16 protein-coding genes are annotated in these 14055 nt (G+C 67.6%); all 16 read right to left on the bottom strand.

Annotated elements, in window-relative coordinates; genetic code table 11:
• Positions 1–9: 9 nt before the first annotated feature.
• The 16 genes from trpA to B0I08_RS02565 all read right to left on the bottom strand — a co-directional run bounded on the left by trpA (position 10) and on the right by B0I08_RS02565 (position 14055).
• Positions 10–786 carry a tryptophan synthase subunit alpha gene (trpA, locus tag B0I08_RS02640; RefSeq protein ID WP_106209511.1) on the bottom strand — a complete coding sequence of 259 codons (777 nt, stop codon included), beginning with the start codon at positions 784–786 and terminating at the stop codon, positions 10–12.
• Positions 783–2039, bottom strand: a complete 1257-nt coding sequence (trpB, locus tag B0I08_RS02635) for a tryptophan synthase subunit beta (RefSeq protein WP_106209509.1) — start codon at positions 2037–2039, stop codon at positions 783–785. Before trpB ends, trpA begins: the two co-directional genes overlap by 4 nt.
• Positions 2039–2812, bottom strand: a complete 774-nt coding sequence (trpC, locus tag B0I08_RS02630; RefSeq protein ID WP_106209507.1) for an indole-3-glycerol phosphate synthase TrpC — start codon at positions 2810–2812, stop codon at positions 2039–2041. The genes trpB and trpC overlap by 1 nt, the downstream gene beginning before the upstream one ends.
• 1 nt (position 2813) lies before the next feature.
• Positions 2814–3041 carry a DUF6704 family protein gene (locus tag B0I08_RS02625; RefSeq protein ID WP_106209505.1) on the bottom strand — a complete coding sequence of 76 codons (228 nt, stop codon included), beginning with the start codon at positions 3039–3041 and terminating at the stop codon, positions 2814–2816.
• An 82-nt stretch (positions 3042–3123) separates the two neighbouring features.
• Positions 3124–3699 carry a Trp biosynthesis-associated membrane protein gene (locus tag B0I08_RS02620; protein ID WP_106209503.1) on the bottom strand — a complete coding sequence of 192 codons (576 nt, stop codon included), beginning with the start codon at positions 3697–3699 and terminating at the stop codon, positions 3124–3126.
• Positions 3699–5222, bottom strand: a complete 1524-nt coding sequence (locus B0I08_RS02615; RefSeq protein WP_106209501.1) for an anthranilate synthase component I — start codon at positions 5220–5222, stop codon at positions 3699–3701. Before B0I08_RS02615 ends, B0I08_RS02620 begins: the two co-directional genes overlap by 1 nt.
• Positions 5215–5601 carry a phosphoribosyl-AMP cyclohydrolase gene (gene hisI, locus B0I08_RS02610; protein WP_106209499.1) on the bottom strand — a complete coding sequence of 129 codons (387 nt, stop codon included), beginning with the start codon at positions 5599–5601 and terminating at the stop codon, positions 5215–5217. The genes B0I08_RS02615 and hisI overlap by 8 nt, the downstream gene beginning before the upstream one ends.
• Positions 5598–6359 (bottom strand): imidazole glycerol phosphate synthase subunit HisF, encoded by a 762-nt coding sequence (gene hisF, locus B0I08_RS02605; protein WP_106209996.1) that lies wholly within the window; start codon positions 6357–6359, stop codon positions 5598–5600. Before hisF ends, hisI begins: the two co-directional genes overlap by 4 nt.
• A 16-nt stretch (positions 6360–6375) precedes the next feature.
• The gene (gene hisG / locus B0I08_RS02600) at positions 6376–7215 is read right to left on the bottom strand and encodes an ATP phosphoribosyltransferase (protein ID WP_106209497.1); all 840 of its coding nucleotides are present in this window, start codon (positions 7213–7215) and stop codon (positions 6376–6378) included.
• 48 nt (positions 7216–7263) lie between these two features.
• Positions 7264–7527 (bottom strand): phosphoribosyl-ATP diphosphatase, encoded by a 264-nt coding sequence (locus B0I08_RS02595; protein WP_106209495.1) that lies wholly within the window; start codon positions 7525–7527, stop codon positions 7264–7266.
• Between the two features lie 28 nt (positions 7528–7555).
• A complete protein-coding gene (gene fdhD, locus B0I08_RS02590; protein WP_106209493.1) occupies positions 7556–8437 on the bottom strand; it encodes a formate dehydrogenase accessory sulfurtransferase FdhD in 882 nt (293 codons plus the stop codon).
• 179 nt (positions 8438–8616) lie between these two features.
• Positions 8617–8991, bottom strand: coding sequence for an FKBP-type peptidyl-prolyl cis-trans isomerase (locus B0I08_RS02585; RefSeq protein WP_106209491.1), 375 nt, complete (start codon positions 8989–8991; stop codon positions 8617–8619).
• Between the two features lie 95 nt (positions 8992–9086).
• Entirely contained in the window at positions 9087–9749 is a 663-nt protein-coding gene (gene rpe / locus B0I08_RS02580) for a ribulose-phosphate 3-epimerase (protein WP_106209489.1), read from the bottom strand.
• A complete protein-coding gene (locus B0I08_RS02575) occupies positions 9746–11116 on the bottom strand; it encodes an RsmB/NOP family class I SAM-dependent RNA methyltransferase (protein ID WP_106209487.1) in 1371 nt (456 codons plus the stop codon). The genes rpe and B0I08_RS02575 overlap by 4 nt, the downstream gene beginning before the upstream one ends.
• Positions 11113–12042: a methionyl-tRNA formyltransferase gene (gene fmt, locus B0I08_RS02570; protein ID WP_106209485.1), complete on the bottom strand. Its 930-nt coding sequence runs from the start codon at positions 12040–12042 to the stop codon at positions 11113–11115. Before fmt ends, B0I08_RS02575 begins: the two co-directional genes overlap by 4 nt.
• Positions 12043–12084: 42 nt before the next feature.
• Entirely contained in the window at positions 12085–14055 is a 1971-nt protein-coding gene (locus B0I08_RS02565) for a primosomal protein N' family DNA-binding protein (RefSeq protein WP_106209483.1), read from the bottom strand.

Here is a 14055-nt window from a genome sequence, read left to right as displayed (position 1 = left end):
GAGGTAAGACTACTTGGCTGTGGCGAGGTGGGCGGCGGCTTTCGCGACCGCGTCTACTCCGCCGTCAGCGAGAGCCTTGACGAGCAGGGAACCCACGATCGCTCCGTCGGCATATTCGAACACTTCTCGCACCTGTTCCGGCGTCGAGATTCCGATACCCACACAGGTACTCGTGGCGCCGGCGGTGCGAAGTCTGCCGACGAGTGACCGCGCGGCAGTGTCGACGTCGGCACGAGCTCCCGTAATGCCCATGGTGGAGACGGCGTAGACGAATCCGCGGCTCTTCTCCACGGCCTGGTGCAGGCGGGGAGCGCTCGACGAGGGGGCGGCGAGAAACACGCGGTCGAGTCCGGTGCGGTCCGAAGCGGCAAGCCAGTCTCTGGCCTCGTCCGGGACGAGGTCGGGCGTGATCATGCCGGCGCCCCCAGCAGCGAGCAGTTCGTCGGCGAAGCGATCCACGCCAAATTGCACGACGGGGTTCCAGTAGGTCATAACGAGAACCGGGACGTCGACGCGGCTGGTGATTGCGGCAACCGCCTCGATGCCGTGCTTCAGCCGGAACCCATTGGACAGCGCCTTCTGGGTCGCCGCCTGGATCACGACGCCGTCCATAACCGGATCGGAGTAGGGCAGCCCGAACTCGATGACGTCGACGCCGTTCTCGGCCAGCGCCACCGCAGCTTCGATGCTGGTCTGCAGGTCAGGAAATCCGGCGGGAAGGTACCCGACCAGGGCGCCGGATCCGGCGGCCTTGCGGGCTGCGATGACTTCTTCGACTCGACTCATGCGTTGTCCCCGCGGGCACCGTCGGGGGCGGGCTCGCTGATTTCTGCTTCGAGCGCCTCGGTGTCGAGGATGTCGAAGTACTTTCCGGCGGTTTCCATGTCTTTGTCACCGCGACCACTGAGGTTGACCAGGATGACGGCGTCCGGACCGAGTTCCTTGCCGAGCTTGATCGTTCCGGCCAGGGCGTGCGCTGATTCGATGGCCGGAATGATGCCCTCGGTCAGGCTCAGCAGGCGCATCGCCTGCATCGCCTCGTCGTCGGTGATGGGCAGGTAGGTGGCGCGACCGATGTCGTGGAGCCAGGCGTGTTCCGGGCCAATGCCCGGGTAGTCGAGACCGGCCGAAATCGAGTGGGACTCGACGGTCTGGCCGTCTTCGTCCTGCAGGAGGTAGCTGCGCGTGCCGTGCAGTACTCCGGGCCGTCCTCGGGTGAGGGTCGCGGCGTGGCGCTTTGTGAGGTGGCCCTCACCAGCGGCCTCGTAACCGTAGAGCGCGACATCCGCATCATCGAGAAAGGCGTGAAAAATGCCCATGGCATTGCTGCCGCCGCCCACGCAAGCGGTTACCGCGTCTGGCAGCTTGCCCGTCAGGGCGAGCACCTGCTCGCGGGCTTCGTCGCCGATGATCTTGTGGAAGTCGCGCACCATCACGGGGAACGGAGCGGGACCGGCGACGGTACCCAGAAGGTAGTGCGTGGTGTCGACATTGGCCACCCAGTCGCGCAGCGCTTCATTGATCGCGTCTTTCAACGTGCGTGAGCCTGAGATGACCGGGATCACGGTTGCCCCCAGAAGGCGCATCCGAGCGACGTTTAGGGCCTGGCGCTCGGTGTCGACCTCGCCCATGTAAACAACGCATTCCATGCCGAAGAGCGCTGCGGCGGTCGCGGTCGCTACCCCGTGTTGACCGGCGCCGGTTTCGGCAATGAGACGGGTCTTGCCGAGGCGCTTCGCCACCAGCGCCTGTCCCAGCACGTTGTTGATTTTGTGCGACCCCGTGTGGTTGAGGTCCTCGCGCTTCAGGATGATTCGGGCACCACCGGCGTGCTCCGCGAAGCGCGGCACCTCGGTGATGATCGACGGGCGTCCGGTGTACGTGGCGTGCAGCTGCGCCAGTTCAGCCTGGAAGACTGGATCGACTCGGGCTGCCTGATACGCAGCATCCAACTCATCAAGGGCCGCGATCAGCGACTCGGGAACAAAACGTCCGCCGTACTCGCCAAAGTAGGGGCCGACTTCATCGCGCAGGGGCATCAGGACCTCAGGAATTCGTTCAGGGTGGCGACCGGGTCGCCGTGGATTACGAGGGCTTCGCCGACGAGCACTACGTCCGCTCCGGCGGCCCGGTAGTGCGCAACGTCTGCGGCTGATTTCACAGCCGATTCCGCGACGCGGGTGACGCCGGACGGGATCGAGTCGGCCAGGCGGCCGAACAGGTTCTGGTCCAGCTCGAAGGTGCTCAGGTTGCGTGCATTCACGCCGACCAGGGTCGCCCCAAGATCGAGCGCCCGGGAAACCTCGTCGCCGCTGTGCGTTTCGACGAGTGCGGTCATGCCGAGTTCGCCGACGAGGTCGAAGAGCTCCTGCATGACCGGCTGCTCAAGCGCAGCGACGATCAGCAGCACGAGGTCGGCACCGGCGGCGCGGGCCTCGAACACCTGGTACGGATCGGCGATGAAGTCTTTGCGCAGCACGGGAACCGACACCGCGTCACGCACCGCCTCGAGGTCGGCAAGGGACCCGCCGAAACGCCGACGCTCGGTCAGGACGCTGATCGCACTGGCGCCGCCGGTTTCATAGGAGCAGGCGAGTGCCGCGGGGTCAGGGATCTCGGCAAGAGCGCCGCGCGACGGGCTGGCGCGCTTGACCTCCGCGATGATCTTCACCCGCTCGGACGGTGACAGGGCACCGAGAGCGTCGAGCGCTGCGGGACGCGCCAGGGCAGCAGCTTCGACGTCTGCGAGGCTACGCGCTCCACGGCGATCCGAAGCGTCTTGCAGGGCCCCGGCTACGAGATCGGAAAGCACGTTATGAGTCTGCGGTATCGCGCCGGGGACTATTCACGCCGTACCCCGCGCGAGCCAGGAACAGGCCCACGATGGGGCCGACCGCGAGCAGCCCGACGGAGGCGAAAACGACCCACGGAATGTCGAACCAGAACGCAATCGTGCCGATGGCGAACGCGACGAGCATGATGATCACAGCCGTCCAGGCGGCGGGCGAGTTTCCCTCGGCGTCATGTGACTCAGCTGACACGATTCTCCTTAGTACGAGGCGGATGGGGCGGAGCCAACTCTACCGGACGGTGTGATCCCCGACAGCGTCGGTCACCGCGCGCCTAGCGCTCGGTGGGGTCAGATCCGTCGCTCAGAGCGTCCCAGTCCCCGACCGAATCACGGGGCGCACCGGGCTCTTCGAGGCGGGCGGCCTGATACTTGCGCGACGCAACCGGCCAGCGGCGGGCGGTGAACAGCAGGAACAAACCAACCAGCAGGGACAGCACGCCGGACATCACGGCAACCCAGGGCCACCCGGTGAGCACCACCTCGTCGACCAGCGCGGCGACGGACTCGGTGCCCGCAACCCCCGTCGCCTCGGTGATGATGGTGGCGGATGTCGCGATGGGGTCACTCATTGAGTTGTACGCGGCGAGAACGACGGTGGCTCCGATCGCGCTCTGCAACACTCCCATCACGATCCGAAAGACCGGACCGGAAATGGCCAGCGCCGCCGTCAGCGCGAACCCGGCAAGAGCAAGGGCCGACAGCGCCGGGGAGGCAACCGTGCCGGCAATTTCCAGGGAACGGTCAGCGACCTCTACTGTCCACCACGTCTGGGTGATGGACAACATCGTGAGCGCGGAAAACAGCGGTATGGCGAGGATCGTCAGCAGGCGGAGCCTGCGGGGCGGCATCAATGCACCCGACGCATCGCGTTGGCAACGGCGACGGCACGAAGCGGCGCGGCGGCCTTGTTCTGCGCCTCGAGATGCTCAGCGGCGGGATCGGAGTCGGCGACAAGACCAGCGCCGGCCTGCACCCGGGCGAGTCCGCCCACGATGGTGGCGGTGCGGATTGCAATTGCGAGGTCTGCGTCGCCCGCGAAGTCGAAGTAGCCGACCACGCCGCCATAGACACCGCGCTGCGCTGGCTCGAGTTCGTCGATGATTTCCAGCGCGCGGGGCTTGGGAGCACCGCTGAGCGTGCCCGCGGGGAAGGTGGCCCGAAACACATCGATCGCGCTGGATCGGTCGAGCAGGTTTCCCTCGACCGTGGACACCAGGTGCATGATGTGGCTGAAGCGCTCAACCTGCATAAATTCGGTGACCTCGACCGTGCCGGGGGTGCACACCTTGAGGAGGTCGTTGCGAGCGAGATCGACGAGCATCAGGTGCTCGGCCTGCTCCTTCTCGTCGGCCAGCAGTTCGTCGCCGAGCAACAGGTCGACCTCGGCGGTGTCCCCGCGGGGGCGCGAACCCGCGATGGGGTGCATGGTGACGCGCCGGTTCTGTACCTTGACGAGCGCCTCGGGCGACGACCCGACAATCGTGTAGGGCTCGCCCTCGGGGTCAAGGAGAGTCAGCAGGTACATGTAGGGCGACGGGTTGAGTGTGCGCAACACACGGTAGACGTCGAGTGGGTGCGCCGTGATTTCGTGGTCGAAACGCTGAGAGATCACGACCTGGAAGACGTCGCCGTCGCGAATGAACTGCTTGGACCGCTCGATGGCCTCGGCGTACTCCGCGGGTTCCGTCCGGGGAATCGGTGTCGGGGCGACCGAGAGGTCGACCTCGGCCAACCAGGCTTCACTCGGGCGAGCGAGCGAGCGCTGCATCGCGTCGAGGCGCGATTGTGCGTCTGCCCACAGTGTGGCCGGATCATCCGCACCGTCGTTCAAAGCCGCGGCAATGAGCAGGACGGAGCCGGTGCGGTGGTCGAGAACAACCAGCTCGGCAACGAAGCTCAATGCCTGGCCTGGCACGCTGAAGTCGGCAGGGGGAACGTTCGGCAGGTGCTCGATCTGGCGGATCGCCTCCCACCCGATGAATCCGACCAATCCCCCGGTCAGCGGAGGGTGGCCATCGGTGCGGGGGGTGCTCCATCGCTCGTACAGCTGCCGGAGCGTTTCAAGGGGGGTTGCCGCGGGGACGGCCCCGAGGGCGCGCTCAGCGCTCAACCCGTAGTCGAGCCAGACCGTGTCGTTCCCGGTCTGCGTGAGTACACCGAACGAACGCACGCCAACGAATGAATAGCGCGACCAAATGCCGCCCTGTTCCGCGGACTCCAGCAGGAAGCTTCCCGGTGATCCGTCCGCGAGTTTGCGGTAGATGCCCACGGGCGTCTCGCCGTCGGCGAAGAGTTCGCGGATCACCGGCACAACGCGGTGGCCGGCGCCCAGGCGCTCCTCGAAGTCGGCGTGGGTGGTCGTGCTACTCATCGCTTAGTCCAATGTGCGGGGAGAGGGGGTCGACGTCGAAGCAGGCGTGTGCGCCGGTGTGGCAGGCCGCGCCGATCTGCTGCACCGTGAGCAACAGGGTGTCGGCGTCGCAGTCGAGGGCGGCACCGCGCACGTACTGGCGGTGGCCGCTCGTGTCGCCCTTGCGCCAGTACTCCTGCCTGCTGCGCGACCAGAAAGTGACCCGGCCCTCAGTGAGGGTGCGACGCAGGGCCTCGGCGTTCATGTAGCCGAGCATGAGGACCTCGTTCGATCCCTCCTGCTGGATGACGGCGGGCAGAAGTCCGTGGTCGTCGAACTTTACGCGGTCGATGACGGCTCCCACGGTTTCTGGGGTGAGTTCGCTGGTCTCGTCGGTCATCGGATCTCCGCTCCTGAGGCCGCAAGTGCGGCCTTCACTTGGCCCACTGTCAGTTCGCCATTGTGAAACACCGATGCCGCCAGCACTGCGTCGGCGCCCGCGGCGATGGCTGGCGCGAAGTGCTCAAGCGCTCCCGCCCCGCCGCTGGCGATCACGGGAACGGCGCTCAACTCCCGCATGGCGGAAATGAGCTCGAGATCGAATCCCGCCTTGGTGCCGTCGGCGTCGATCGAGTTGACCAGCAGCTCGCCGGCTCCGCGCTCGATCGCCTCGCGCGCCCAGTCGAGCGCGTCGAGGGTGGTCTCCGTGCGGCCGCCGTGGGTGGTGACGACGAACCCGGACTCGGTGGTGGAGCTGCGCTTTACATCGAGGCTCAGCACGATCACCTGCGCGCCGAAGCGGTCTGCGATCTCCCCGATCACGGCCGGGCGGGCGATCGCAGCGCTATTGACGCCGATCTTGTCTGCGCCGCTGGCGAGCAGGCGCGCGACGTCTTCGGAGGTGCGCACTCCCCCGCCGACGGTCAACGGGATGAAGACCTGTTCGGCCGTTGCGCGCACGACGTCGTACATGGTGTCGCGGTTGTCGACGGTCGCCGTGACGTCGAGGAAGGTGATCTCGTCTGCACCCTGCTCGTAGTAGCGGCGCGCGAGCTCGATGGGGTCGCCCGCGTCGCGCAGGTTCAGGAAGTTCACTCCCTTTACCACCCGGCCCGCGGCCACATCAAGACAGGGAATGACTCGAACGGCAACACTCATGGTCGGTTCCGCCATCTCAGATTCGCGCGGCGTGGATGGAACTGACGAGAATAGCGCGCGCTCCAAGGTCATACAACTGGTCCATGACCTGGTTGGTTTCCGTGCGACGAACCATGGCGCGCACGGCAACCCAGTCGGTGTCCTGGAGCGGCGAGATCGTCGGCGATTCGAGACCGGGCGTGATGGCCGTGGCGGCCTCGAGCAGCGCGACAGGAACGTCGTAGTCCATCAGCACATACTGCCGGGCCACGAGCACGCCGTGCAGACGGCGCTGCAGCGTGCCGATTCCCGGCAGGTCGCTGCGGGCGCTGATCAGAACGGCGCTCGACTCGAGGATCACCGGTCCGAAGATCTCCAGCCCCTGTGCGCGAAGGGTCGAGCCGGTCGACACCACGTCGGCGACCGCGTCTGCCACGCCCAGCTTTACTGCGGACTCCACGGCGCCATCCAGCTTCACCAGGGTGACGTTGACGCTGTGCTCCGCGAGGAAGTTGCCCACGAGCCCCGGGTAGCTGGTGGCCACGCGCTTGCCTTCGAGGTCGGACAACTCGGAGAACGTGCCGGTTGTGCCCGCGAAGCGGAAGGTGGAGCCGCCGAAGTCCAGGCTGGCGATCTCGGAGGCGGTCGATCCGGAATCCAGAAGCAGATCCCGGCCAGTGATACCGACGTCGAGCGCTCCGGAGCCCACGTAGGTCGCGATGTCCCGGGGGCGGAGGTAGAAGAACTCCACCCCGTTGCGCGGGTCCGCGATGTTCAGGGCGCGTGGGTCGCGTCGGCCGCTGTACCCCGCTTCCGACAGCATCTCGGCGGCGGTTTCACTCAACGAACCCTTGTTGGGCACGGCAATTCTCAGCATGGGACGGTGTCTTTTCGTAGATCGAGGGGAAGGAAGCGGCGGCGGGACCTACAGATGTCGGTAGATGTCGGCGGGGCTGAGCCCCTTGGCGACCATCATGACCTGCAGGTGATAAATCAGCTGCGATATCTCTTCGGCCGTTTCGACGTCGGACTGGTACTCCGCCGCCATCCATACCTCGGCGGCTTCTTCGACAATTTTCTTGCCGATGGCGTGCACGCCGGCGTCGAGCTCGGCGACGGTGCCCGATCCGGCGGGGCGGGTTACGGCCTTTTCGCTCAGCTCGGCAAAAAGGTCGTCGAAAGTCTTCATAAGATCAAGGCTACCGGTCTGGTGCGGATCAGGCCGACGCCGCCGGAGCATGAACCCCGGCCGGTGCGGCGCTGAGCGAATCGTCGGTGACCCGGTGGTCGGCCGAGTACACGACCATCGATGCTCCCCTGAGGAAGCCCACCACCGTGAGGCCGATTTCCGACGCCAGCTCGACGGCGAGCGAGGACGGGGCCGAGACCGCGGCGAGCAGGGGGATGCCGGCCATCGACGCCTTCTGGGTAAGTTCGAAGCTCGCGCGGCCCGACACCATCAACACGGTGCCGCGGAGCGGAAGGAGATCCTCTTTCAGCGCCCAACCGATGACCTTGTCGACGGCGTTGTGCCGACCGACGTCTTCCCTGAGCACCAGCATCCGGCCGGTACTGCCGTCGAACAGGGCGGCGGCGTGGAGTCCCCCGGTCTTTTCGAAGACGTCCTGGTGAGCGCGGAGGATGGTGGGGAACGAGGCGAGGAGGCTGCCAGTCACCTGCAACGGATCATCCGCCACCGCATATTTCGACAGGGTACGCACCGCGTCGATGCTCGCCTTGCCGCAGAGGCCGCAGGAGCTCGTGGTATAGAAGTTGCGCTCGAGGCTCGGATCCGGCGCGGCGACGCCCGGCGCCATCGCGATGTCGAGCACGTTGTAGGTGTTCTCGCCCTCGACGGTCGCCCCGGCACAGTAGCGGGCTGCGCCGAACTGCTGCCCGTGCCAGATCACACCTTCGGAGACCAGAAAGCCGGCGGCAAGGTCGAAGTCGTGGCCGGGGGTGCGCATGGTGATCGCCAGCGCCCGCCCGCCGACCCTGATTTCGAGCGGTTCCTCCACGGCGAGCACATCTTCGCGGCGGGACGACTGCTCGCCGACGGTGATGCGGGTGACGCGGCGTCGCACGGTGATTCTTCCCATGGCCTATGCCTAACATCGATGGCGTCGGGGCACAATCGCCCGTGCCGCTGGCGCAGACGCTCGTGCCGCTGGCACAGGCGCTTGTAGGGGAGGCACAGACGCTCGTGGGAGGGCGGCGCAGAACAGGGGCCGAACGCCTCAGCGCTGCGGCCCCTGTCGGAGGTGCGTGATGGGTGGTGTCAGCTGACGCCGAGCAGGTCGATCACGAAGATCAGGGTGCGCCCGGAGAGACGGTGTCCCCCGCCGGCGGGACCATAGGCGAGATGCGGCGGTGCGATCAGCTGGCGGCGTCCGCCAACCTTCATGCCGGGGATCCCCTCCTGCCAGCCCTTGATCAGGCTCGCGAGCGGGAAGTTGATGGACTGCCCACGGCTCCAGCTGGAGTCGAACTCCTCGCCGGACTCGAAGTCAACGCCGAGGTAATGCACGTCAACGGTAGCGCCGGCGGTTGCTGCCGCACCGGTGCCCTCCTCGATGTCAATGATCACGAGGTCTGTGGGCTCGGGGCCCTCGTAGAATTCGATTTCTGGCTTTGTCCTGGATGATTCAGTCATGTACCCATCCAAGCAGATGAGGGATGCCGGGGGCCGCGAGTTTGCCGCGTGAACACGAACTACGCGCGCGGCGCAATTCTGGCGTCCCGCGAGGGTCAGTGCGCGTGGGCGCCCGCAGCAGCCCGCAGCGCGGCGATCTGCGCGGCCGGGGAGTCGGATTGGTACACGCTCGAGCCCGCGACAAAGGTGTCCGCGCCAGCGCCCGCCGCGATCGCGATGGTGGATTCGGTGATCCCCCCGTCGACCTGCAGCCAGACGTCCAGGCCGGAGCGGGTGGCCTCCTCGCGCAGCGACACGAGTTTGGGCATCGTCGACTCCATAAAGGACTGCCCGCCAAAGCCCGGCTCCACCGTCATGACCAGCACCTGGTCGAACTCCGGCAGCAGCTCGAGGTAGGGCGCGATGTCGGTGCCTGGCTTTAGCGCGATTCCCGCCCTCGCCCCGATGTCGCGCAGGCGGCGCGCGAGGGCCACAGCGTCATGCGCGGCCTCGGCGTGGAAGGTGACCGAGAAGGCGCCCACCTCCGCGTAACCCGGCGCCCAGCGGTCGGGATCCTCGATCATCAGGTGCACGTCAAGCGGACGCGGGCTCACCTGCTGCAACCGCTCGACCATCGGCAGGCCGAAGGTGAGGTTGGGCACGAAGTGGTTGTCCATGATGTCGACGTGCACGTAGTCGGCGGTGGAAATCCGCTGGAGCTCGGCCTCGAAGTTCGCGAAATCGGCGGCAAGGATGCTGGGGTTGATTCGCACGGTCACAGGGAGGCCTTTCGCAGGAGCTGGATGAACATGGCGTCGGTGCCGTGGCGGTGCGGCCAGAGCTGTGCGTGCTGGGCGGCGGGAAGGTCGAGCCGCTCGCGGGTGAATCCCGCGATGATCTCCTGCGAGTCGAGCTTCTCCACGACCCCCGACCGGCGGATCGCGCTCTGCACGATGACTTTCGTTTCGCCGAGGTGCGGAGAGCAGGTGACGTAGGCGAGAACACCGCCGGGTTTCAGGGCGACGATAGCCGACTCGAGCAACCGCAGTTGCAGGTCGGCGAGGTCCGCGACGTCCTTCGGCTTCTTGCGCCACCGAGCCTCCGGACGACGGCGCAGCGCGCCAAGACCCGTGCAGGGCGCGTCGAGCAGAATGCGGTCGAACTCCGCCGGGTGGGATTCGCCGATGGTGGTGCCATCCTGCTCCCACACCTCGGGCGCGGGAGAGAACACGGCGAGGGCTTTGCGTACCAGTTCGGCGCGCGCGGGCACGAGTTCATTGGCGATCAGCGTGGCGCCGGAAACGCGCGCTTCGGCGGCGAGGAGGGCCGCCTTGCCGCCGGGGCCGGCGCAGAGGTCAAGCCATTTCTCGCCGGGGATAACCGGCTGCGACCGGCTGAGCGCCAGTGCGGCGATCTGGGATCCCTCGTCCTGCACGCGCGCGCTTCCGTGGCGCACCGCGTCGAGCTTCGCCGGGTCTCCGCCGTCGAGGGCCGCCCCGACCGGCGAAAACACACTCGGGTAGGCGTTCAGTTCGTTTACCGTCGACTGGCCCGGCAGCGCGACGAGGCTCACCCGGGGAGGAACGTTGTCGGCTGCGAGCAGCTCCAGCAGCTCGTCCTCCCGTCCCTCCGCGGTGAGCGACTGGCGGAAAGCGCGGATGACCCATTGCGGGTGGGAGAACTCGAGCGACAGGCGTTCGTCGTCGGACTTCGCCGACCCGAGAACACGCTCGCGCCAGACGGCGGGCTCCGTGCGGGTGATCGTGCGGAGCACACCGTTGACGAACCCGGTGGCTGAATTGGAGCCGACCGTCTTCGCCAGCGACACGGCCTCGTCGACCGCCGCATGCGACGCAACGCGCAGCGACAGCAACTGGTGGGCAGCAAGGCGCAGCACATCGAGGATCGCGGGGTCAATCTTGTCGACCGACCGACCTGCCGCAAGCTCGATGACCCGGTCGTAGTAGCCGCTCAGGCGCAGCGTGCCATAGGTCAATTCTGTGGCGAACCCGGCATCCGCCTCTGACAGCTTCGCGCGCTCGAGACGCACGGGCAGCAGCAGGTTCGCGTACGCGTCCTGTTCCCGCACCGCCATGATCACGTCGAGCGCGATGCGCCGTGCCGGTTGGATCTGGGGGCCGCTCATACTGCTACCGTTCCGCTTCCCGCGGGTCTGCCGCGCCACCAGTCCGTGGCCGCCATGGCCTTCTTGCCTGCGGGATGCACAACAACGAGGTGAACTGGGTCGGTGGCGGTCCCCACGAGGACTGCCTTTGAATCAAGGTGGATGTTGCCGGGTGCGAGAGGGGCGCTATCCCTGGCGAGCGTCGCGTCGAGAACCTTCACCCGGACGCCGTCGAGGGTGGTGAACGCTCCCGGCTCGGGGGTCACCCCGCGGATGAGGTTCACGATGCTGTGGGCATCTTTGGCCCAGTCGATCTGGCCATCTGCGAGCGTGAGCTTCGGCGCGAGGGTAACGTCGCCAGACTGCGCCTCGCTTCGCGCGGACCCGTCGGCCAGCGCGTCGACCACGCGCAGGAGCAGCTCTGCGCCGGAATCGGACAGCGACTCCAGCAGGTGTCCCGCCGTTTCCACCCGCCCGATCGGCTGCGTCAGCTGGCCGAACACGTCCCCGGCGTCCAACTCAGGAACGAGCTGGAAGACGGTCGCCCCCGTCAGGTCATCCCCAGCGATGATGGCGCGCTGCACGGGCGCGGCACCCCGCCAGCGCGGGAGCAGGGAGAAGTGCAGGTTGATCCACCCGAGGCGGGGCGTGCTGAGCAGCGGTTCGCGCACGAGGCCGCCGTAGGCGACGATCACGCCGAGGTCGGGCTGGAGCGCGGCGATGGCCTCGGTTGCCTCTCCGGCAAGCCGGTTCGCTTTGATCGTGGGGAGCCCGAGTTCGTCCGCGACGTCTGCGACGGGCGTCTGCGTGAGGACGGCCCGTCGGCCCTGCGGAGAATCCGAACGGGTCACCACCGCGCGTACGGTGTGCTGGCTCGCTGCGAGGCGACGAAGACTCGGAACGGCGGCAGCGGGGCTTCCGGCGAAAACGAGGGAGAGGGACGGCATCCGTCCATTCTTCCCTGTCCGCGCGGGGTCGTTGTACGCGGCTCACTGCGCGAACGGTTCGACGTCGTCGAACCGCACCCGCAGTGACGGCGGCAGCGGCGGGCGCGGGCCCTTGACCGCCGCTGCGCGCCGCCGCGATGTGGCGTTTCGGATTACCTCCGCGCGTAGAGCCGCCGCGACCGCCTGTCCGGCGGCGTAGTCGAAGCGAACAATCGTGCGCACCGATCCGGGCTCGGTGTCGACGGGGCCGAGGATGTCTTCTGGTGCGACCGCGAGCGTGCCGAGAGCACCCGTCACGGCGTCGAGCGCGCCGGTGAGGGTCGCGACGCGCACGGCGGGCGGAAACCGCAACCGTCTGCGATCGGCGAGTTCTGCACTCGCGTACGCCGCCTGCCGCCAGGTGGCCAGCGCCGAGGCGAGCGCCCCGCCCACGCCCACCAGCACGGTGGGAGCGCCCCTGGCGGCCAGCGCGGTCGCGTTCGACCACCAGCGCAGGCAGTCCTCCCCCACGCGCAGGCTCTCCCGCGCGACCATCCGCTCGCCATCGAGCAGCAGCACCGCGCGGTAGCCTCCGGCCGCGATGGGTTCGGCGCCGCGCGTGGCGATGATCAGGGCAGGCTCGGGACCCACCGTGAGAATCGGGCGTTCCCCGTCCGCGATGATCACCCGCACTCCCGGGAAGGCGCGCCCCAGATCCTCCGCCGTGCGTCCAGCGGTTGCGCCGACGAAACGAAGCCGCTCCCCCTCGCAGTTGTCGCATTTCCAGTCGACGGCAAGGGCTCCGCACCACCCACAGGCGGGGGTCGACCGTGCGGACTTCTGCCCGAGCGGACCTTCGCAGACAAGGCAGCGCGCGGACTGGCCGCAGTCCACACAGGCCAATCGCGGCGCATACCCGGGACGCGCCACCTGAACCAGCACCGGCCCATGTTCGAGGGCGGCCTTCGCTTCACGCCAGGCGATCGAGGGAATGCGGGCCTGCGCCGCGAGCCGGTCGGTGGATGTCTGCTGCGCCGAGGGAATGACCCGGGGGCGTATCGCGGGCACGGGCGAAACCGACGTGAGAAAGCCCAGCTCGACGAGTCGCTCCACCTCGGTGGAGCGCGAGTGCCCGACAAACAGCAGGGCACAGTTCTGCTGCTCCTGGCGAACCAGCGCGGCATCCCGGGTGTGCACGTAAGGACTCAGCGGTTCGCCGTGCAGCGGATCGCCATCGTCCCAGACCGCGATCAGGCCGAGCTTGGGTGCTGGCGCGTAGACCACCGAGCGGTTTCCGACGATCGCCAGCGGGGTGGGCCCGAGGCAGCGCAGGAAGGCGCGGTAGCGGTCAGGGTTCGACTGCCGCGCGTCCATCCGCACGACCCGGTCCGGTGGAAGGACGGCGTGCAGCGCCGCCATCAGCTGTTCCTGGTCCCGGTAGTCGGGCACCGCGAGGATCGCCGACTTGCCCGCCTCAAGCGAGAGCGCGGCGGCGGCGGCCATGGTCACCGCCCACTGCCCGACCCACACGTTGTCCGCGAGTTCGGCTACCAGCGGCACAGCGTCCACGGCGAGACGGTGTCCGTCGACCACGGCGCTCTCGAGAACTCCGAGCGGGTAAAACTCGAGCTTCTGGGCGACCACCGGTGGCAGCGAAGGAGCCTCCCCCGCGGTGAGCCAGGCTTTCTCCACGCGCACCTGCCTGCCGGGAACGGCGAGGCGAACGATGTCCGTGGCAGAGCCCGCGGCGCGGTCTGCGGCGCGGCGCGCAACCGCATAGGTTTCTGGGGTGAGCACCTGAATCGGGGAGACGACGGACTCGAGGTCGCTGAGCACACCGGTGTAGTCACCGCTGTCCACCAGCTCGATCAGAAAGCCGTCCGCAACCCGTCCGGCGGAGCGAAGCGGCACCCGCACGCGCACGCCGGGCACAGCGAGCTCGCGGAGCTCTTCCGGCACTCGATAGTCAAAGAGACGGTCGAGCTGCGGCAGCGGCGAATCGACCAGCACCCTCGCGATGGATGCCGAGGCCAT

This window comes from Glaciihabitans tibetensis, from assembly GCF_003003265.1.
GTDB classification, from domain to species: domain Bacteria; phylum Actinomycetota; class Actinomycetes; order Actinomycetales; family Microbacteriaceae; genus Glaciihabitans; species Glaciihabitans tibetensis.
The sequence above is the reverse complement of the archived record's forward strand: the minus strand, read 5'-3'. Positions and strand labels throughout refer to the sequence as shown.